Raw genomic sequence first — 20,006 nt, 5'->3', positions numbered from 1 at the left:
CACATGATTGCTCTGATCGTCATCAGTTTCTTCGTCGCCGCCTTCTCGGTCCAGGTGTTCATGCGCCGCGCGCGCAGGCATGCCCGCATCTACGGCGCCGACATGCCCCAACGCTTCCACAAGGGCCACGTGCCGCGCCTGGGCGGTGCGGGCATCCTGCTGGGCATGGGCGTGGCCTGGCTGGCGGCCGGCATCACCGGCACCGACCCGTTCAACGTGTCGTGGCCCGTGAAGACTTCGATGCTCACGCTGCTGTGCATCCTGCCCGCCGTGCTGGGCGGCATCGTCGAAGACATCACCCAGAAGGTCAAGGTGCGCTATCGGCTCGGGCTGACCATCGGCTCGGCGCTGCTGGTGTGCTGGCTGCTGGGGCTGGGCGTGGCGCGCACCGGCTTCGAGATCGTCGACGGCTGGCTGGTGATGATTCCCTTCGCCACCGTGCTGTTCGCGGTGCTCGCCATCGGCGGCCTGCCGCACGCCTTCAACATCATCGACGGCTACAACGGCCTGGCGGGCACGGTCGCCGTGCTGGTGTGCCTGGCCATCTCCCACGTGGCGCTGCAGGTGGGCGACCGGCAACTGGCGGCCATGATGGTCTGCCTGGTCGGCGCCACCATGGGCTTCCTGGTGTGGAACTACCCGCGCGGCAAGATCTTCGCCGGCGACGGCGGCGCCTACGTCTGGGGCATGGTGATTGCCGTGGCCGTGGTCATGCTGGTGCAGCGCCACCGCGTGGTCTCGCCCTGGTTCCCGATGCTGTTGCTGATCTACCCGGTGTGGGAGACGCTGTTTTCCATCTACCGCAAGCTGGCGCGCGGCCAGTCGCCCGGCACGGCCGACGCGCTGCATTTCCACCAGCTGATCTTCCGGCGCATCGTGCGCGTGGCGCTGGCCGATGACGAGGCCCGCCAGCTGCTGGCCCGCAACAACCGCACCTCGCCCTACCTCTGGATGTTCGCCGCCATGTCGGTGGTGCCGGCTGTGCTGTTCTGGAACAACACGCTCGTGCTGATGTTCTTCTGCCTGCTGTTTGTCACGACCTATGTGGGTGCGTACCTCATGATCGTGCGCTTCAAGGTGCCCCGCTGGCTGCGCCCCTGACAGCCTGCGCCTTGCGAGAATTCCCCCTCATCGTCCAACGCTTCGGAGCCTGACCGCCCATGACCGACCCCGTCCTCAACATTCCCCCGCGCGACAAGGCCGAGATCCTGGCCCAGGCGTTGCCGTACATCCGCAAGTTCCACGGCAAGACCATCGTCATCAAGTACGGCGGCAATGCCATGACCGACCCCGCGCTGCAGGCCGACTTTGCCGAAGACGTGGTGCTGCTCAAGCTGGTCGGCATGAACCCGGTGGTGGTGCACGGCGGCGGGCCGCAGATCGAGGCGGCGCTGAACAAGCTGGGCAAGAAGGGCAGCTTCGTGCAGGGCATGCGCGTGACCGATGCCGAGACCATGGAAGTCGTCGAATGGGTGCTGGCCGGCGAGGTGCAGCAGGACATCGTGGGCCTGATCAACCAGGCCGGCGGCAAGGCCGTGGGCCTCACGGGGCGCGACGGCGGCCTGATTCGCGCGCAGAAGCTCAAGCTGGCCGACCGCACCGACCCCGCCGTGCTCCACGACGTGGGCCAGGTCGGCGACATCGTCTCCATCGACCCCAGCGTGGTGAAGGCGCTGCAGGACGACGCCTTCATTCCCGTGGTCAGCCCCATCGGCTTCGGCGAGGACAACGAGAGCTACAACATCAACGCCGACGTCGTGGCCGGCAAGCTCGCTACCGTGCTCAAGGCCGAGAAGCTCATGCTGCTGACCAACACGCCCGGCGTGCTCGACAAGAACGGCAAGCTGCTCACCAACCTGAGCGCGCGCGAAATCGACGACCTGTTCGCCGACGGCACCATCTCGGGCGGCATGCTGCCCAAGATCGAGGGCGCCCTGGACGCGGCCAAGAGCGGCGTGAATGCGGTGCACATCATCGACGGCCGCGTGCCGCACGCGATGCTGCTCGAGATCCTGACCGACCAGGCCTACGGGACGATGATCCGGGCCCGCTGAGCCCCAGGTCGCGTGCAAGAAACGCAGAGGGCGCGCGCTCACTGCGCTGTGCGAGAATCAATTGATTACATCTTTGCACGCGCTCCCATGCAGAACGAAGAGACGACCAGTGCTCCCGGCGTAGAGACCCCTGCAGACCCGCCCACCCCCCCGGCGCGCAAGCGCCCGAAACCGGGTGAGCGGCGCGTGCAGATCCTGCAGGCGCTGGCCGCCATGCTTGAGCAGCCCGGCGCCGAGCGGGTCACCACCGCGGCGCTGGCCGCGCGGCTCGAGGTGAGCGAGGCGGCGCTGTACCGCCACTTCGCCAGCAAGGCCCAGATGTTCGAGGGGCTCATCGATTTCATCGAGCAGAGCGTCTTCACCCTGGTCAACCAGATCCTCGAGCGCGAGGGTGCCACCGGCGCCCAGCAGGCCGGCCGCATTCTCACGCTGCTGGTCCAGTTCGCCGAGCGCAACCCCGGAATGACCCGCGTCATGGTGGGCGATGCGCTGGTCTACGAGAACGAACGCCTGCAGCAGCGCATGAACCAGTTCTTCGACAAGATCGAAGCCACCTTGCGCCAGGTGCTGCGCGGCGCGGCCGCCGCCGAAGGCTCGGCCACGCCCAGCGTCGATGCGCAGGTCCGCGCGGCGGCGCTCACCGCCTTCGTGGTGGGGCAGCTGCAGCGCTTTGCGCGTTCGGGCTTCCGGCGCGCCCCGTCCGAACACCTCGAAGCGACGATTGCGCTGATCGTCTGAGGTGTTTTTCCCTCCCCTTGCGGGGGAGGGCGCGGGTGGGGGCCAGCGGCCCTCCGAAGGGCGCGCTCTGGCTGCCCCCATCCCAACCTTCCCCCAGAGGGGGAAGGAGCAAGACCTTCAGGCCGTGACCGTGACACCCACCGTGGCCCCCGCCGCAACAATCTCCCCCCACGTCGCGTCGTCCACCCAGATCCCGTCCTTGCGCCGCGCCGCACGCGCCTTGCGCTCCGGCTCGCCCGCAAGCTGCACCTCGTCGAAGCCCTGTCCCGGCGGGCTCTGGCGCAGCCACTCGACGAACTCGCGCGCCTCCTGTTCGAACGACGCTTGCGTGCCCAACCGCTCGGGGTCGATCAGCACGCTCAGCATCCCGTTGAGCACCGTGCGCGACGTGTCCGCCGGCCGGTGCCAGGTGCCCCCGCCCGACAGCGCACCGCCCAGCAGCTCGCACGCCACCGCCATGCCGTAGCCCTTGTGCTCGCCGAAGGTCATGAGCGCGCCGAAGAGCCCGTTGCCCTGCGGCACCACCACCACGCCCGGGTCGTTGGTGGGCGCGCCGTTCTCGTCGATCAGGTAGCCGTCGGGCACCCGCTCGCCCTTGTTGTGGGCCACGCGCATCTTTCCCTGCGCCACGCGGCTGGTCGCGTAGTCGAGCACGAAGGGGTCGGCGCCCGCCAGCGGAATGCCGATGCAGCACGGGTTGGTGCCGAAGCGCCCGTCGCCGCCGCCCCAGGGCGCCACCACCGGGCGTGACAGCACGTTGACGAAGTGCAGGGCCACCAGCCCCTGCGCCGTCGCCATCTCGGCGAAGTGCCCGATGCGCCCCAGGTGGTGCGCGTGCGAGAGCGTGAAGATGCAGCTGCCGTGCTGCCTGGCGCGCGCAATGCCCAGCTCCATGGCCTGCACGCCGACGATCTGTCCGTAGCCGTGCTGGCCGTCCAGGCCCATCATCGTGCCGATGTCGAGGTTCACGCGCACGGCGGCGTTGGGCTTCAGCCCGCCTTCGGCCACCGCATCGACATAGCGCGGCAGCATGCCCACGCCGTGCGAGTCGTGGCCGCTCAGGTTGGCCAGCACCAGGTTGGCCGCCACCTGCTGCGCTTCGGCGGGCGAACTGCCGGCGGCTTCGAGGATGCGGGTGACGGTGGCTTGCAGGCTGTCGGCCGGCAGTGTTCTGGACATGGATCAGACTCCCTTCGCGTTCAAGGTGATGGCATAGAGCGACGAGGTCGCACAGATGAAAAGGCGGTTGAGCTTCGGCCCGCCGAAGCACACATTGGCCACGCGCTCCGGCACGAGGATCTTGCCCAGCAAGGTGCCGTCGGGGTGGTAGGCGTGCACGCCGTCCGCCGCGCTGGTCCAGATGCGGCCCTCGGTGTCGAGCCGGAAGCCGTCGAACAGGCCGTTCGTGCATTCCGCAAACACCTCGCCGCCACTCAGGGAGCGCCCGTCAGCACCCACCTTGAACCTGCGGATGTGCCGCGGCCCGTCCGCCGCATGGCTGGCGCCCGTGTCGGCGATGTACAGCAGCGACTCGTCGGGCGAGAACGCCAGCCCGTTGGGCTTGACGAAGTCGTCGGTCATGCGCGCGACCTCGCCGCTCGCGGGGTCGATGCGGTAGACATGGCAGGCGCCGATCTCGCTGTCGGCGCGCAGGCCTTCGTAGTCCGACAGGATGCCGTAGCTCGGGTCGGTGAACCACACGCCGCCGTCCGAATGCACCACCACGTCGTTCGGCGAGTTCAACCGCTTGCCCTGCCAGTGCGAGGCCAGCACGGTGATGGTGCCGTCGTGCTCGGTGCGCGTCACCCGGCGCGTGAGGTGCTCGCAGCTCACGAGGCGGCCCTGGCGGTCCACCGTGTGGCCGTTGGTGTTGTTGGCCGGCGCGCGGAACACGCCCACCGTGCCGTTGACCTCGTCGTAGCGCAGCATGCGGTTGTTCGGAATGTCCGACCACACCAGCGTGCGGTGCGCGCCGAACCACGCGGGGCCTTCGCACCAGCGCGCGCCGGTCCACAGGCGCTCCAGGCGCTCGGGGCCGGGAATGCAGCCTTTGAAGCGCGGGTCGAGCTGTTCGAAACCGGTGCCGTCCAGAAAGCCGAAGGGGAGGTCTTGGCGGTTGGCCATGGGTGTTGTCTTCCTTGGGTGAGATGTGGGTGCGGCCTCAGCGCCTGGGGCGCGAGCTCGCCAGCACGATGACCGCGATGATGATGACGCCGGTCAGCAGCGTGCGCAGCCCCGGCCCGGCGCCGACGGCGTTGAGCAACGCCACCAGCAGGAACATGAACATGGCCGCGCCCCAGATGCCCGGCACGCTCGGCCGCCCGCCCGCCACCGCCGTGCCGCCGATGACGACCACCGCGATGGTCATCAGCAGGTACTCGGCGCCCTGGTCGAGCGAGTTGCCGCCCGAGAAGCCCGCGATCAGCGCGCCCGTGAAGCCCGCGAGCGCGGCGCAGATCACATAGGCCAGCAGCCGCGTGCGCTCCACCCGCAGGCCCGCGAGCTGCGCGGCGCGGCGGTTCTGGCCCACCGCGGCAATCGAGCGGCCCAGCACCGTGCGCTCCAGCATCACCGCGATCAGCACGGTGACCACCACGGCCACCAGCGCCACCAGCGGCACGCCGAGGATTCGCTGGGCCATCAGGTCGGAGAACAGCGCCGGCGGCTTCACCTTGAGCCCGCGCCCGAAGTTGATGGCCACCGACATCACGATCAGCGAGGCCGCCAGCGTGGCAATGATCGGCGGAATGCGCAGCAGCCGGATCAGCCCGAAGTTGAACAGGCCCACGCCCGCCCCGACGGCCGTGGCCGCCAGCAGCCCCGGCACCAGCATCGCGTTGTTGCCGTCCATGACGATCATCGCGGCCGCGCCCGACAGCGCGATGGTCGAGGGAATCGACAGGTCCGCATTGCCCGGCCCCACGCTGATCACCAGCATCTGCCCCAGCGACACCAGCACCGTGAAGGCCGAGAAAGCGAGTGCCGCGGCCAGCAGGTCGCCCGAGCCCTGGCCGTGGGCGCTCCACACCGTGGCGGCCCAGGCGAGCACGGCCGCCACGCAGGAGCCCAGCCAGGGGCGGTTGCCGGCGAGTCTTTTGAAGCGCTGCCAACGCGGCGCCGTCACCGGCGGGGCCAGGGTCTCGTTCGCCGCGCTCATCGCTTGCCTCCCACCAGGTCGATGGCCGCGCGCAGGCCCAGCACGGCCACCAGGATCAGGCCCTGCATGCCCACCTGCCAGTCCGGCGCGATGTTCAGGAAGGTCAGGAACGAGGCCGCCAGCGTCACCGTGAGCGCACCGATCACCGCGCCCACCGGCGCCACCTTGCCGCCCGCGAACTCGGCGCCGCCGAGGATCGCCGCGGCAATGGCCACCAGCGTGTAGCGCGAGGCGATGTTGGCGTCGGCCGAGGTGGCCTGGCCTACGAGCATGAGCCCGGCGCACACGCCGAACACGCCGGCAATCGCATACACGCCGGCGCGCACGCGCACCATGTTCCAGCCCGCGCGCGCAATCGCGCCCGGGTTGCCGCCCAGCCCGCGCACCAGCGTGCCGAAGGCGCTGCGGGTGATGAGCAGATGGCCCACGATGGCCGTGACGATGGCCATCCAGATGGGCATCGGCAGGAGCGGCGTGCGCCAGCTCATGGCGCCGCGCAGCCACTCGGGCGCCGTGCCGCCCGGCGTGGGCAGCAACAGCACCGCGCAGCCCAGCCACACGAACGACAGCCCCAGCGTGACCACGATCGACGGCAACTGCCGCGCCTCGATCACCGCGCCCGCCAGCGCATACACGCCGACGGCCGCCGCCAGCGCCAGCACCGCGAGCCACGGCTGCGTGGGCATCAGCGTGGCGCCGATGCAGGCGACCAGCGACACGAACGGCCCGATCGACAGGTCGAGGTCGCTCACCGCCAGGATCATCATCTGCGCCAGCGTGGCGAACATCACCGGAATGGCCAGGTTCAGCAGCAGGTTGATGCCGAAGTAGGACATGGCGCGCGGCTGCTTCAGGAACACCGCCGCCAGCAGCAGCGCGAGCGCCACGGCGGGCAGCAGCGCATGCAGCATCGCCGTGCGTTGCGCGGGGCTTGCCGCGCGGCGTGTCATGGCACCGGCGCTCATGCCGCGGCCTCCTCGAATGAAAGTGCCACCACGCGCTCCTCGCTGATGTCGTCGCCGGCCAGCTCGCCGACCACGCGCCCGTTGCTGAACACATAGACGCGGTCGCAGTGGTGCAGTTCGTCGAACTCGGTCGTGTACCAGACGAAGGTGCGGCCCCGGTGCGCCTCGTCGCGGATCAGCGCGTACACGTCGCGCTTGGTGCCCACGTCCACGCCGCGCATCGGGTCGTCCATCAGGATGACCGGCGCGCTCGAGCCCAGCGCGCGCGCAAACAGCACCTTCTGCTGGTTGCCGCCCGAGAGCGAGCCGATGGGCAGGTTCATGTCGGGCGTGACCAGGCCCAGCCGCTGGCGCCACTGCTGCGCCTGCTCCTGCTCGCGCTTCAGGTCGATCAGCGGGCTGCGCGCGCGCAGTTGCGCGAGCCAGCCCACCGTCATGTTGCGCGCGATGGACCAGAGCGTGAACACGCCGTCGGTCTGCCGGTCGCCGGCCACGAAGGCGGTGCCGCCTTCGACGCGCATCGCGTCCTTGTCGTCGTACGTGTGCTGCGAGGCTTGCTGCAACGCCAGCAGGATCGCGGTCTGGCCATGCCCGGCCAATCCTGCGAGGCCGATGATTTCCCCGCGCGCTGCCCGCAGCGCCATGCCACGCTGCGGCGAGGCCTGCACCTGCACCACGGCCTGCACGTCGCCGGCTTCGCGCCGGCGCGCCGTCGATGCGTCGGAAGACGGCGCATCCCTGGCCACCGCCTGGCCCATTGCCGTCACCAGCCGCTCGCGGTCGGTCTCGGCGGTCGGCGTGGCCTGCACCACCTGCCCGTCGCGCATCACCACCAGCCGGTCGGTCACCGCGAAGATCTCGCGCAGCTTGTGCGTGATCAGCACGCAGGTCTTGCCCTCGGCCACGAAGCTGCGGATGTAGGCCAGCAGCTGCGCGGCGGCCTGTCCGTCGAGCGAGGACGTCGGCTCGTCGAGGATCATCAGTTCCAGCGGCTGCGCGCCGGGTGTGAATGCGCGCGCCACCTCCACAATCTGCCGCTTGCCGATGGGCAGTTCGCCCACCACGTCGTCGGCCCGCAGGCCGTGCCCCGGAAAGATGCGGTCCAGCGAGGCCATCAACTGCGCACCCGCGCGCTTGCGCCACGCCCATTCGGCCGACTGCGGCTGCGCGATGCGCATGTTCTCCGCCAGCGTGAGGTTGTCGCACAGCGACAGCTCCTGGAACACGCAGCGCAGCCCCCAGCGCCGTGCTTCGCGCAGGCTCCATGCGGCGCTGTCCGCGGGCCTGCCTGCGAAGTGCAGCGCCCCCCGATCGGGTGCGAGCGCACCGCACAGCACGTTGACGAGTGTCGACTTGCCCGCGCCGTTGTGTCCCACGAGGCCGACGCATTCACCGCGCCGCAATTGCAGATCGACCCCGCGCAGTGCCTGCACGGCCCCGAAGGACCGCGCCGCGCCGCGCACCTCGACCAGCACCTCACCCGGTGGCTGTTGCGATGGGTTTGGCATCGCTGCTTACTTGGCTTTGGCGATGAAGTCGATCACTTCCTTCTGCGAGTACTCGACGTTCACCACGCTGCCGACCTCGGTGTTCTTCACGGCGTCGTCGAGCGTCTCCTGCGTCACCACGCTGATCGGCAACTTCATGTCCTTGGGCACCTTCGCGCCCGACAGGATCTGCTGCGCCACCCAGAACGCGAAGGTCGACGCGCCCGGCGCGATGCTGGCCGACATGGTCTGGTACTTGTTGGCGTCGCGCTGTTCCTTCCACCACGCCAGTTCGTCCTGCCGGTTGCCCATGAAGATCACCGGTGTCGGGCGTCCTGCCGCCTTGAAGGCCTGCGCCACGCCGTAGCCGTCGCCGCCCTGCGTGGCCACCGCCGTCACGGGCGGCAGCGTCGAGAGAATGGCCGACACCTCTTTCTGCGCCACCGTCTGCGTCCAGTTGCCGTGCACCGAGCCGACGATCTTGTATTCGGGCCGCTTGGCCACGGCGGCGGTGATGCCCTGGTGGATCTCGTCGTCCACGAACACGCCCGCGATGCCGCGCACTTCGAGCAGGTTGCCCTTGATGCCGCGGCTGGCGAAGTAGTCGATCTGCATCGCGCCGAGCTGCTTGAAGTCCACCGCGATGCGGTAGGCGCAGGGCTCGTTCACGATGCCGTCGAACGACACCACCACGATGCCCGCATCGCAGGCCTGCTTCACCGCGCCGTTCAGCGCCGTGGGCGAGGCCGCGTTGATCACGATGGCGTCGAAGCCCTGCAGGATCATGTTCTGGATCTGCGCGGCCTGCTCGGTGGCCTGGTTCTCCGACGTGGTGAAGCTGGGCGCCTGTGCCACCACGCCCTTGGCGACCGCGTCCTTCGTGACCTTGTCCCAGCTCTTGAGCATGGCCTGCCGCCACGAGTTGCCGGCGAAGTTGTTCGACAGCGCGATCTTCTTGGCCTTGGTGTCGGCCGCGTGCGCGGGGAGGTGCAGTGCGGCGGCGCCCAGAACGAGGGCTGCAGCCAGTGCGGTAGACGAGAGTCGGATCTTCTTCATGGCGTTGTCCTTGGTTTTCCGAACCCGCTGTCCCGGATCCGGTTGTCTCCTGCGGATGCCCCTGGTGCGATGCCGCGCCGGTCAGTGCGGCGGCATCGGGGCGCTGTGTCCTGTGTGGTGGGTGTCGGCTACATCACCGCGCCGACCTGCCACGGAACGAACTCGTTCTGCCCGTAGCCGTGCTGCTCGCTCTTCGAATGCGCGCCCGACGCGGTCGCGAGCACCATTTCGAAGATGCGCTGGCCCATCTCCTGGATCGAGGCCGTGCCGTCCACGATCTCGCCGCAGTTGATGTCCATGTCCTCTTCCTGCCGCTGCCACAGCGCCGAGTTGGTCGCCAGCTTGAGCGAAGGCGAGGGCGCGCAGCCGTAGGCCGAGCCGCGCCCCGTGGTGAAGCAGATGAGGTTGGCGCCGCCGGCCACCTGGCCCGTGGCGCTCACCGGGTCGTATCCCGGCGTGTCCATGTAGACGAAGCCGTGCGCGGTCACGGGCTCCGCGTATTCGTACACCGCCTCCAGGTTGCTGGTGCCGCCCTTGGCGACCGCGCCCAGCGATTTCTCCAGGATGGTGGTCAGGCCGCCCGCCTTGTTGCCCGGCGAGGGGTTGTTGTTCATCTCGCCCTGGTTGATCTCGGTGTAGTGCTCCCACCACTTGATGCGGTCCACCAGCTTCTGGCCCACCTCGCGCTTCACCGCGCGCCGCGTGAGCAGATGCTCGGCGCCGTACACCTCGGGCGTTTCGCTGAGGATGGCCGTGCCGCCGTGCGCCACCAGCAGGTCGACCGCCGCGCCCAGCGCCGGGTTGGCGCTGATGCCCGAGTAGCCGTCGGAGCCGCCGCACTGCAGCCCGATGGTGATGTGCGCCGCGCTGCACGGCTCGCGCTTCACCGCATTGGCGCGCGGCAGCATCTCGTTGATGAGCGCCACGCCCTTCTCGACCGTCTTGCGCGTGCCGCCCGTGTCCTGGATGTTGAAGGTGCGGAAGTTCTCGCCCTCGGCCAGGTGGCCGGTCGCCAGCCAGGCGTTGATCTGGTTGGCTTCGCAGCCCAGCCCCACCACCAGCACGCCCGCGAAGTTCGGGTGCGTGGCATAGCCCGTGAGCGTGCGCGCCAGGATCTGCAGCCCCAAGCCCTCTGTGTCCATGCCGCAGCCGGTGCCGTGGGTCAGCGCGACGATGCCGTCGACGTTGGGAAACGCCGCGAGCGCCTGCGGGTTGGTCTTGCGCGAGAAGTGGTCGGCAATGGCGCGCGCGGCCGTGGCCGAGCAGTTCACGCTGGTCAGCACGCCGATGTAGTTGCGCGTGGCCACGCGCCCGTCGGCGCGCTTGATGCCCATGAAGGTGGCCTCGCGCTTCGCGGGCGCGGGCTTCACGTCGGCGCCGAAGGCGTAGTCGCGTTCGAAGTCGCCTTTGTCGGGGCCCATGTCCAGGTTCTGCGTGTGCACATGCTCGCCCGCGGCGATGGGCCTGCTCGCGAAACCGATGATCTGGTTGTAGCGGCGCACCGGCTCTCCGGGGGCGATGGCGCGCATGGCGACCTTGTGGCCCGGCGGAATCAGGCCGCGCACGGCCACGCCTTCGATGGCGGTGCCGCCGAGCAGCTGGGCGCGCGCGATGACGACGTCGTCGGCGGGGTGGAGTCGGATGTAGGGGGTCATGGGGGTGGCTGGCTTGTGATGGCTGGCGGTATGTGTCAAGAAGCTTTGGCGCGGCGCCAGCTCGCGCTGAATCTTTGGTGGAACTTGTCCATGTGCTGGTGCATGGCGTCGCGTGCCGCCGCGGGGTCGCGCGCCGCGATCGCGTCGAGGATGGCTTCGTGCTCGCCGATGGCGGCCTGCCACGAGGTCATGGTCTCGAAGTAGTCGATCATCCGGGCGAAGATCGGCCCGTGCCGCGACTCCCAGAAGCCCTGCACCGTCTCGGTCAGCACCACGTTGTCGCAGGCGTTGACGATGGCCAGGTGGAAGGCGCGGTCGCCTTCGTGCGGCACCTCGTTGCGCGCGGCCATGTCGCGCATGGTCCGGATGGCGCGGCGCATGGCGTCCACGTCCTTGCGCTTGCCGTGCTGCGCGGCCGTGGCGGCGGTCTCGCCTTCGACCAGGCGGCGCGCGCGAATGATCTCCAGCGGACCCCATTCGGCACCGGCACCGGCGCCGTTCGCGCCGTTCGCACCGTTCACGACCGGGGCCGTGCGGTGCGAACGGTCGAGCACGTACACACCCGAGCCGGTGCGTATCTCGACCCAGCCCTCCACCTCCAGCGCAATGAGCGCCTCGCGCACCGAAGGCCGGCTCACGCCCAGTTGCTTGGCCAGGTCGCGCTCGGCGGGAATGCGCGCGCCCACGGCGAACTCGCCCTTGCCGATGAGCACGCGCAGCTGTTCGGCAATCTGGCGGTACAGGCGCTGGGGTTCGAGGGTCTGGATCGGCACGGGAGCGAATGAAGCGAAAGGAAGAACGAATAAGGGCAGGGGGCCCGGCTTAAGGGTTGTCCTGAATTGGACAAGTGGTAAGGCCAATTCAGAATACGATACCCCGCCCGCGCCACCATCGGGCCTAACCCGAAGAACGAGGAGACACCGATGAGACTGAAGGGAAAGACCGCACTGGTCACCGCCGCAGGCCAGGGCATCGGCCATGCCAGCGTGCTCGCCATGGCGGCCGAGGGCGCGCAGGTGTGGGCCACCGACGTCAACGAGACGCTGCTGGCGCGCTACGCCGGCATGCCCAACGTCACCGCGCTCAAGCTCGACGTGCTCGACAAGGCCGCCATCGGCGCGCTGGTGGCCAAGCTGCCCGCGCTCGACATCCTCTTCAACTGCGCCGGCGTGGTGCACAACGGCACCATCGAGCAGGCCACCGACGACGACCTGCTGTTCGCCTTCAGCCTCAACGTGCGCGCGCAGATGTGGACCATCCAGGCCGTGCTGCCCGGCATGCTGGCGGCGGGGCGCGGCAGCATCATCAACATGGCGAGCGTGTGCTCCAGCATGAAGGGGCTGCCCAACCGCTTCGTCTACGGCACCACCAAGGCGGCCGTGCTGGGCCTTACCAAGAGCGTCGCGGCCGACTACGTGGCCAGGGGCATCCGCTGCAATGCGGTGTGTCCGGGCACGGTCGACACGCCCTCGCTGGGGGACCGCATCAACGCCAATGCCGACCCCGACGCGGCACGCCGGGCCTTCATCGCGCGCCAGCCCATGGGCCGGCTCGCGCAGGCCGAGGAAATCGCGCCGGTGGTGGTGTTCCTTGCCAGCGACGAATCCGTCTTCGCCACCGGACAGGCCTTCACCGTCGACGGCGGCATCACGATATGAACCAGCTCGACTTCGCGGGCCGCCATGCGGTGGTCACCGGCGGCGCCACGGGGCTCGGTTTCGGCATTGCGCAGCGGCTGATCGCTTCGGGCGGCAGCGTCACGCTGTGGGACCGCGACGAGGCCGCCGCGAACCAGGCCGCACTGTCGCTGGGCGACAAGGCCTTCGCGCTGAAGGTCGACGTGGCGCAGCAGCCCTCGGTCGCCAAGGCCGTGGCCGCCACGCTGGGACATGCGCCACGCATCGACGCGCTGGTCAACAGCGCGGGCATCACCGGGCCCAACACCAGGCTGTGGGACTACCCGGTGGACGACTGGCGCCAGGTGATGGACGTCAACATCAACGGCGTGTTCCTGTGCTGCCGCGAGGTGGTCGCGCAGATGCGCAAGCAAAACTATGGCCGCATCGTCAACATCGCCTCGGTCGCCGGAAAAGACGGCAACCCCAATGCCAGCGCCTACAGCGCGAGCAAGGCGGCCGTCATCGGCCTCACCAAGTCGCTGGGCAAGGAACTCGCCGACACGGACATCCGCGTGAACTGCGTGACGCCCGCGGCGGTAAAGACGGCCATCTTCGAGCAGATGTCGCCCGAGCACATCGCCTTCATGCTGTCGAAGATTCCCATGGGCCGTTTCGGCACGGTGGAGGAGGTGGCCGCGATGGTCGGCTGGCTCTGCACCGAAGATTGTTCTTTTTCCACCGGCGCGGTGTTCGACCTGTCCGGTGGGCGCTCCACGTATTAGTTCAAACCAATGCACTGAAAGGAAAGCATGAAACTCGTCCGCTACGGCAACCCCGGCAAGGAAAAGCCCGGCCTCATCGACCAGGACGGCAGGCTGCGCGACCTGAGCGCCATCGTCAAGGACATCGGCCCCGAGCAACTCGGCGACGCCGCCATCGCCAAGCTGCGCAAGACCAAGCTCGACAAGCTGCCCCTGGTGCGCGGCAAGCCGCGCCTGGGCAGCCCCGTGGCCAACGTCGGCAAGTTCATCGCCATCGGCCTGAACTACGCGGACCACGCGGCCGAGTCCGGCCTGCCGGTGCCCAAGGAGCCCGTGGTCTTCATGAAGGCCAACAGCTGCATCCAGGGCCCGAACGACCCGGTGATGCTGCCCAAGGGCTCGGTCAAGTCCGACTGGGAAGTCGAGCTCGGCGTGGTCATCGGCACGCGCGCACGCTACGTGTCGCAAAAGAGTGCGCTCGACTACGTGGCCGGCTACTGCACCATCAACGACATCAGCGAGCGCGAGTACCAGATCGAGCGCGGCGGCACCTGGGACAAGGGCAAGGGCTGCGACACCTTCGGCCCGCTGGGCCCCTGGCTGGTGACGCGCGACGAGATCGAGAACCCGCAAAAGCTCGCGATGTGGCTCGACCTGAACGGCCAGCGCGTGCAAACGGGCAGCACCAAGACCATGATCTTCAGCGTGGCCAAGATCGTGAGCTACGTGAGCCAGTTCATGACGCTGATGCCCGGCGACGTCATCACCACCGGCACGCCGCCCGGCGTGGGCATGGGCATGAAGCCGCCGCTGTTCCTGAAGAAGGGCGACGTGATGACGCTGGGCATCGAGGGCCTGGGCGAGCAGCGCCAGGAAGTGGTGCCGTTCAAGCTCTGACGGGGCACCGGCCTTCCCCCGTCTTCCAAGGGCGCCTGCGGGCGCCCTTTCTGTTGGCGCTTCAAATGTCCCATTGACAGAACATTGAAACTGCAAAAACATCAAAGGCATGTCGCAAATGCCTTTGCCGAAATACCACCAGATCTACCTGGTGCTGCGCGAGCAGTTGCACGAGGGGCGTTTTGCCGAAGGGCTGCCGGGTGAACTCGCGCTCATGGCGCAGTTCAACGTGGCGCGCGTCACGGTGCGCCGCGCGCTCGAGCAGCTGGCCTCCGAAGGCCTGATCGAGCGCAACCCCGGGCGTCGCACGCGCGCGCTGCCGCCCCCGGTGCTCGGCGACGGTCCCAGCGGCAAGAGCATGGAGCGCGCCAATCTGCGCGGCCTGCTCGAGAACCTGGTCACCATGGGCCTGCACACCTCCGTCAAGGTGATCGACGTGGCGACCATCACCGCGTCCACGCAGGTGGCCGAGGCGCTGCAGCTGAAGCTCGGCGACCCGGTCCAGAAGGCCGTGCGCGTGCGTTCCACCAAGGAAGGCCCGCTTTCGCACATCACCACCTACGTGCCCGACACCATCGCGCGCCGCTTCGGGCGGCGCGAGCTGTCGAAGAAGCCCATCCTGGTGCTGCTCGAGGAATCGGGCGTCAAGGTGGGCAGGGCGCACCAGACCATCTCGGCCCGCCTGGCCGACAACGTGCTTGCACAGCACCTGGACGTGTCCGTCGGTTCGGCCCTGCTCGCGGTGCGCCGCCTCATCTACGACGAAGACGAGCGGCCCGTGCAGTGGCTGCACGGCCTCTACCGCCCCGACCGCTACACCTACGAAATGCAGCTCTCCCGCGTGGGCAGCATCGACGCCAAGGTGTGGGTCAGCAAAGACGTGTCAGCCCAGTTCAACTGAAGAAAAAGGAAAGCCTCACCATGCAGAACCGCCGTCGTTTCGTGTCGCAGTCGGCCGCCCTGGCCACCGCTGTCGCCTTCCCGCTCGTGGCTGGTGCGCAGCCCAAGACCGTCAAGGTCGGTGTGCTGCACCCGGTCACCGGTGCGCTGGCCTATTCGGGCCAGCAGTGCCGCCTGGGTGCGCTCATGGCCATCGAGGACATCAACGCGGCGGGCGGCATCAAGTCGCTGGGCGGCGCGAAGCTCGAGGCCCTGCTGGGCGACGCGCAGTCGCAGCCGCAGGCCGGCGCCGCCGAGGTCGAGAAGATGAACGAGGCCGGCGTGTCGGCCATCGTGGGCGCCTTCGCCTCGGCCATCTGCCTGGCCACCACGCAGGCCGCGGCCAAGTACAACCTGCCGCACGTGGTCGACGTGGGCGTGGCCGACCAGATCGTCGAGCGCGGCCTGAAGAACACCTTCCGCTTCGGCCCCGGCTACAAGAAGTCGACCGAGGTCGCCATTGCCAACCTGCTGGTGCTCAACAAGGCCGCGGGCAGCCCCGCCAAGACCGTGATGATCATCCACGAGGAGTCGCTCTTCGGTGCCGGCACCGCGCAGCTGCTGTCGCGCGAACTGCCGGGCTACGGCTTCGAGGTGAAGGAGGTGGTGAAGCACGCCAACCCCACGCGCGACTTCAACAACATCGTGCTGCGCATGAAGTCGGTCAACCCCGACATCGTGATTCCGGCCAACTACTACAACGAATATGCGCTGCTGGTGCGCACCATGCAGCAGCAGAAGGTGGTGCCCAAGGCCATCTTCTCGGTGCTGGGCGGCGCCGCGTCGAGCTACAAGTTCGTGAAGGAATTTCCGGACGCGGCCAACGGCATCATCGACTGCAACCACTGGTTCAACCCGAAGGACAAGCGCTCGCAGGAACTGCGCAAGCGCGTGGAAGCCAAGGGCCAGTTCTTCAGCTACGAGGTCTTCATGACCTACACCTCGATGTGGCTGCTGGCCGATGCCATCGAGCGCGCCAAGTCGACGGAGCGCGCCGCCATCATCGACGCGCTGGAGAAGAGCACCTTCTCGAATCACATCATGCCGTACGGCCCGACCAGGTTCGTCAACGGACAGAACGAGGGCGCGCAGCCGCTGATGACGCAGGTGGTGAAGAACGACATCAAGGTGATCATTCCGCGCGACTACCGCGAAGTCGACCCGATCTTCCCGCTCAAGACCTGAGCGAGTGTTGGACGCAACGGTGGCGAGCCCCGCGAAAGGCGAGCACTGCAGGGCAGCCCGAAGGGCCGGCGCAGTGCGGTCGCATGGCCCGCTCCGCATGCCGGGCGGACTTCCTGAGAAGCGCTGCGACAGCACGAGACAACCCAGCCAATGCTAGACATCAACATCCTCTTCCCCTCGGTCCTCAACGGACTGACCACAGGCGCCGTGTACGCCCTGATTGCCGTGGGCCTCACGCTGATCTACGGCGTGCTGCACATCATCAACTTCGCCCACGGCGCCAGCCTGATGCTGGCCCTCTACGTCGTCTACTTCCTCAAGGAGCGCCTGGGCATCGACCCCTACATGGCGCTGCCCATCGCCATCCTGGGCATGTTCGCGCTCGGCTATGCGCTGCAGCGCGTCGTCATCAACCGCGCGGGCCACGGCAAGGACGAGAACATCCTGCTCGCCACGCTCGGCATTTCCATCGTCATGGAGAACCTCGCGCTGCTGTTCTTCAAGTCGGACACCCGCAGCATCGACACCGCCTATTCGCTGAGCACCGTCGCCATCGGACCCGCCATGATCGCCGTGCCCAAGCTCATCGCCTTCGCCGGTGCGCTCGCGGTGTCGGGCATCCTGTTCTGGATCATGGGCCGCACCGACCTCGGCCGCGCCATCCGCGCCGTGGCCAAGGAGAAAGAGGGCGCCAAGCTCATGGGCATCGACGTCGACCATGTGTATGCCATGAGCTTCGGCATCGGCCTGGCGTGCCTCGGCGCGGCGGCGTGCTTCCTGCTGCCCGCGTACTACGTCAACCCCCAGGTCGGCGGCGGCTTCGTGCTCGTGGCCTTCACCATCGTCGTGCTCGGCGGCATGGGCAGCTTCGTGGGCGCGCTCATCGGCGGCCTGCTCGTGGGCGTGGTCGAGTCGCTCGGCGGCCTCTACCTGGGCGAGTCGCTCGGCCAGATCGGCATCTTCGCCATCTTCATCGGCGTCGTGCTGTTCCGCCCGCAGGGCATGTTCGGAGCCAAGGCATGAACGCGGGAACGAAACAGCTCGCGGGCATCGCGCTCTTCGCCGTGGTCATCGGCTGCGTGCCCCTGGTCACGAAGTCGGGCGTCATGCTCAACTTCGTGATGATGGCGCTGTACGCCACCCTCATCGCGCAGGCCTGGAACATCCTCGGCGGCTTCGGCGGGCAGTTCTCGTTCGGGCATGCGCTGTTCTTCGGCACCGGTGCCTACATCCAGGCCATCGCGCAACTGCAGGGCGGCATCAACCCGTGGGTCGCGCTGCCGATGGCCGTGGCCGGCGCCGCGCTGGTGGGCCTGTTCGTCGGCGCGCTTACCTTCCGCTACGGCCTGAAGGGCTCGTATTTCGCGCTCGTCACGCTGGCCTTCGCCGAAGTGTTCCGCATCGTCGCGACCTCGGTGCCGTTCACCGGCGGCGGCGTCGGGCTCATGGTGCCGCTGCGCGAATCGGTCGGCAACATGCAGTTCTCCTCGCGCGCGGGCTACCTGTGGCTGGTGCTCGCCATGGTCGTCGTCGCGCTGCTGGTCACCTGGTGGCTGCGCAACGGCCGCTTCGGCGCCTACCTGCAGGCCGTGCGCGACAACGAAGATGCCGCGCGCGCCGTGGGCGTGAACCCGTTCCGCGTCAAGCTCGCGGCCATCGGCATCTCGGCGGCCTTCATGGGCGCGGCCGGCGGGTTCTACGTGCAGGTGTTCCAGTACATAGATGCAGGCATCGCCTACGGCTCGGTCACCTCGGTCGAGGCGCTGGTCGCGGCCATCGTGGGCGGCATGGGCACGCTGTGGGGGCCGGTGCTCGGCGCGGCGGTGCTGCACCTGCTGTCGGACTTCACGCGCAACCTGTTCGGCGAACTGCCGGGCATCAACATGGTCATCTACGGCACCGTGCTCGTGCTCATCGTGATCTTCCTGCCGCGCGGTGTCGCGGGCCTGGGGCTCTCGGTGCGGCAGCTGTGGAATGCCAAGGGAGGCAAGCATGACTGAGCCTCTCCTGAAACTCGACGGCGTCTCGCGCTCCTTCGGCGGCCTGAAGGCCGTGCAGAACGTGAGCCTGGCCGTGCAGCAGGGCAGCCTCACGGCGCTGATCGGGCCGAACGGCGCGGGCAAGACCACGCTGTTCGCGCTGATGTCGGGCTTTCTGAAGCCCGACGCCGGCACCGTGCGCTTCGCCGGCCAGGACATCACCGGCCGCGAGCCGCACCGCAACGCCGTGCTCGGCATGACGCGCACCTTCCAGATCGTGAAGCCCTTCGCCGCGCAGACCGTGCGCGAGAACATCGCCGTGGGCGCGCACCTGCATGTGCGCAACCGCGCCGAAGCCCTGCAGAACGCCGAGGCCGTCGCGCAACGCGTGGGCCTCGCGCCGCAGCTCGACAAGCCCGCGTCCGACCTCACCGTGGCCGGGCGCAAGCGCCTCGAACTCGCCCGCGCGCTCGCCACGCGGCCCCGCCTGCTGCTGCTCGACGAAGTGCTCGCAGGCCTCAACCCGCAGGAGATCGCCGAGATGATGCCGGTGGTGCGCGGCATTGCCGACAGCGGCGTGACCGTGCTGATGATCGAACACGTGATGCAGGCCGTGATGAACCTGGCCGAGCATGTGTGGGTGCTGGCGCAGGGCCAGCTCATTGCCGAGGGCAACCCGGCGCAGGTGACTTCCGACGACCGGGTGGTCGAGGCGTACCTGGGACACGGCACGGCGGCGCGCCTGCGCAAGGCCGCGGCAGCAGCGTCGGGAGCCCAGGCATGAGCGCGTTGCTGGACATTCAAGGCCTGCGCGGCGGCTACGGCCGCGTGGAAGTGCTGCGCGGCGTCGACCTGCAGGTCAACGCCGGCGAAATGGTCGCGCTGCTGGGCAGCAACGGCGCGGGCAAGTCGACCCTCAACAAGATGGTCTGCGGCCTCGTGCCGGCCTGGAGCGGCACCGTGCGCTTCGACGGCAAGGACCTCACCGGCGCGCACTACCGCGACGTGGTCAAGGCCGGCCTCATCCAGGTGCCCGAAGGCCGCAAGGTGTTCCCCAACCTCAGCGTGCTGGAGAACCTGGAGCTGGGCTCCTTCACCCGCGCCCGCGAGCGACGCGCGGCCAACGTCGAGAAGATGTTCCACATCTTCCCGCGCCTGCGCGAGCGCATCGCGCAGCACGCCGGCACCATGAGCGGCGGCGAGCAGCAGATGCTGGCCATCGCACGCGGGCTCATGGCCGAGCCGGTGCTGCTGATCCTCGACGAGCCCTCGCTGGGCCTTTCGCCGCTGCTGGTGGAAGAGATGTTCACGCTCATCCGCACGCTGCGCGACGGCGGCCTGGCGGTGCTGCTGGTCGAGCAGAACGTGGGCCAGTCGCTGGAAATTGCCGACCGCGCCTACGTGCTGGAGAACGGCAGCGTGCGCTTCTCGGGCAAGCCCGACGCGCTGCTGGGCAGCGACGAACTGCGGCGCGCCTACCTGGGGCTGTGAGCCCCGCGACAAAAACAAGGAGA

General features: G+C 68.5%; 20 protein-coding genes. 12 read left to right on the top strand and 8 right to left on the bottom strand.

Features of this window, described 5'->3' with window-relative positions; translation table 11 throughout:
- The first annotated feature begins 3 nt into the window (after positions 1 to 3).
- The 3 genes from ACSFBM_RS22565 (at position 4) to slmA (ending at position 2,792) form a co-directional block, all read left to right on the top strand.
- Positions 4 to 1,101, top strand: coding sequence for a glycosyltransferase family 4 protein (locus tag ACSFBM_RS22565; protein WP_435486360.1), 1,098 nt, complete (start codon positions 4 to 6; stop codon positions 1,099 to 1,101).
- 59 nt (positions 1,102 to 1,160) lie between these two features.
- Positions 1,161 to 2,054: an acetylglutamate kinase gene (argB, locus tag ACSFBM_RS22560; protein WP_435486359.1), complete on the top strand. Its 894-nt coding sequence runs from the start codon at positions 1,161 to 1,163 to the stop codon at positions 2,052 to 2,054.
- Between the two features lie 87 nt (positions 2,055 to 2,141).
- A complete protein-coding gene (gene slmA, locus ACSFBM_RS22555; protein WP_435437917.1) occupies positions 2,142 to 2,792 on the top strand; it encodes a nucleoid occlusion factor SlmA in 651 nt (216 codons plus the stop codon).
- A 117-nt stretch (positions 2,793 to 2,909) separates the two neighbouring features.
- On the opposite strand, the gene ACSFBM_RS22550 is transcribed toward slmA, so the two are convergent.
- The 8 genes from ACSFBM_RS22550 to ACSFBM_RS22515 all read right to left on the bottom strand — a co-directional run bounded on the left by ACSFBM_RS22550 (position 2,910) and on the right by ACSFBM_RS22515 (position 11,885).
- Positions 2,910 to 3,971: a malate/lactate/ureidoglycolate dehydrogenase gene (locus ACSFBM_RS22550; protein ID WP_435486358.1), complete on the bottom strand. Its 1,062-nt coding sequence runs from the start codon at positions 3,969 to 3,971 to the stop codon at positions 2,910 to 2,912.
- A 3-nt stretch (positions 3,972 to 3,974) separates the two neighbouring features.
- The gene (locus ACSFBM_RS22545) at positions 3,975 to 4,916 is read right to left on the bottom strand and encodes an SMP-30/gluconolactonase/LRE family protein (RefSeq protein ID WP_435486357.1); all 942 of its coding nucleotides are present in this window, start codon (positions 4,914 to 4,916) and stop codon (positions 3,975 to 3,977) included.
- A 37-nt stretch (positions 4,917 to 4,953) separates the two neighbouring features.
- Entirely contained in the window at positions 4,954 to 5,949 is a 996-nt protein-coding gene (locus tag ACSFBM_RS22540; RefSeq protein WP_435486356.1) for an ABC transporter permease, read from the bottom strand.
- On the bottom strand, positions 5,946 to 6,899 hold the full coding sequence (locus ACSFBM_RS22535; RefSeq protein ID WP_435486462.1) for an ABC transporter permease: 954 nt from the start codon (positions 6,897 to 6,899) through the stop codon (positions 5,946 to 5,948). The genes ACSFBM_RS22540 and ACSFBM_RS22535 overlap by 4 nt, the downstream gene beginning before the upstream one ends.
- A gap of 11 nt (positions 6,900 to 6,910) precedes the next feature.
- Complete coding sequence (locus ACSFBM_RS22530) at positions 6,911 to 8,422, bottom strand: sugar ABC transporter ATP-binding protein (RefSeq protein WP_435486355.1); 1,512 nt, start codon at positions 8,420 to 8,422, stop codon at positions 6,911 to 6,913.
- Positions 8,423 to 8,428: 6 nt separating this feature from the next.
- A complete protein-coding gene (locus ACSFBM_RS22525) occupies positions 8,429 to 9,457 on the bottom strand; it encodes an ABC transporter substrate-binding protein (RefSeq protein ID WP_435486354.1) in 1,029 nt (342 codons plus the stop codon).
- A 128-nt stretch (positions 9,458 to 9,585) separates the two neighbouring features.
- Positions 9,586 to 11,112: a UxaA family hydrolase gene (locus tag ACSFBM_RS22520; protein WP_435486353.1), complete on the bottom strand. Its 1,527-nt coding sequence runs from the start codon at positions 11,110 to 11,112 to the stop codon at positions 9,586 to 9,588.
- Between the two features lie 35 nt (positions 11,113 to 11,147).
- Positions 11,148 to 11,885: a FadR/GntR family transcriptional regulator gene (locus ACSFBM_RS22515; protein ID WP_435486352.1), complete on the bottom strand. Its 738-nt coding sequence runs from the start codon at positions 11,883 to 11,885 to the stop codon at positions 11,148 to 11,150.
- A 150-nt stretch (positions 11,886 to 12,035) separates the two neighbouring features.
- On the opposite strand from ACSFBM_RS22515, the gene ACSFBM_RS22510 reads away from it, so the two are divergent.
- The 9 genes from ACSFBM_RS22510 (at position 12,036) to ACSFBM_RS22470 (ending at position 19,983) form a co-directional block, all read left to right on the top strand.
- Positions 12,036 to 12,770 (top strand): SDR family oxidoreductase, encoded by a 735-nt coding sequence (locus tag ACSFBM_RS22510; RefSeq protein WP_435437925.1) that lies wholly within the window; start codon positions 12,036 to 12,038, stop codon positions 12,768 to 12,770.
- Positions 12,767 to 13,513 (top strand): SDR family NAD(P)-dependent oxidoreductase, encoded by a 747-nt coding sequence (locus tag ACSFBM_RS22505; RefSeq protein WP_435486351.1) that lies wholly within the window; start codon positions 12,767 to 12,769, stop codon positions 13,511 to 13,513. The genes ACSFBM_RS22510 and ACSFBM_RS22505 overlap by 4 nt, the downstream gene beginning before the upstream one ends.
- A gap of 27 nt (positions 13,514 to 13,540) precedes the next feature.
- Positions 13,541 to 14,389 carry a fumarylacetoacetate hydrolase family protein gene (locus ACSFBM_RS22500; RefSeq protein WP_435486350.1) on the top strand — a complete coding sequence of 283 codons (849 nt, stop codon included), beginning with the start codon at positions 13,541 to 13,543 and terminating at the stop codon, positions 14,387 to 14,389.
- A gap of 118 nt (positions 14,390 to 14,507) precedes the next feature.
- The gene (locus ACSFBM_RS22495; protein ID WP_435486349.1) at positions 14,508 to 15,290 is read left to right on the top strand and encodes a GntR family transcriptional regulator; all 783 of its coding nucleotides are present in this window, start codon (positions 14,508 to 14,510) and stop codon (positions 15,288 to 15,290) included.
- Positions 15,291 to 15,310: 20 nt separating this feature from the next.
- Positions 15,311 to 16,513 (top strand): ABC transporter substrate-binding protein, encoded by a 1,203-nt coding sequence (locus tag ACSFBM_RS22490; RefSeq protein ID WP_435486348.1) that lies wholly within the window; start codon positions 15,311 to 15,313, stop codon positions 16,511 to 16,513.
- Positions 16,514 to 16,663: 150 nt separating this feature from the next.
- Complete coding sequence (locus ACSFBM_RS22485; RefSeq protein WP_435437930.1) at positions 16,664 to 17,536, top strand: branched-chain amino acid ABC transporter permease; 873 nt, start codon at positions 16,664 to 16,666, stop codon at positions 17,534 to 17,536.
- Complete coding sequence (locus tag ACSFBM_RS22480; RefSeq protein WP_435486347.1) at positions 17,533 to 18,513, top strand: branched-chain amino acid ABC transporter permease; 981 nt, start codon at positions 17,533 to 17,535, stop codon at positions 18,511 to 18,513. Before ACSFBM_RS22485 ends, ACSFBM_RS22480 begins: the two co-directional genes overlap by 4 nt.
- Complete coding sequence (locus tag ACSFBM_RS22475) at positions 18,506 to 19,276, top strand: ABC transporter ATP-binding protein (protein ID WP_435486346.1); 771 nt, start codon at positions 18,506 to 18,508, stop codon at positions 19,274 to 19,276. The genes ACSFBM_RS22480 and ACSFBM_RS22475 overlap by 8 nt, the downstream gene beginning before the upstream one ends.
- Entirely contained in the window at positions 19,273 to 19,983 is a 711-nt protein-coding gene (locus tag ACSFBM_RS22470; RefSeq protein WP_435437933.1) for an ABC transporter ATP-binding protein, read from the top strand. Before ACSFBM_RS22475 ends, ACSFBM_RS22470 begins: the two co-directional genes overlap by 4 nt.
- Positions 19,984 to 20,006: the final 23 nt, after the last annotated feature.

The organism is Variovorax pasteuri, assembly GCF_051216435.1.
Lineage (GTDB): Bacteria > Pseudomonadota > Gammaproteobacteria > Burkholderiales > Burkholderiaceae_C > Variovorax.
This window is presented reverse-complemented; position numbering and strand designations above follow the sequence as displayed.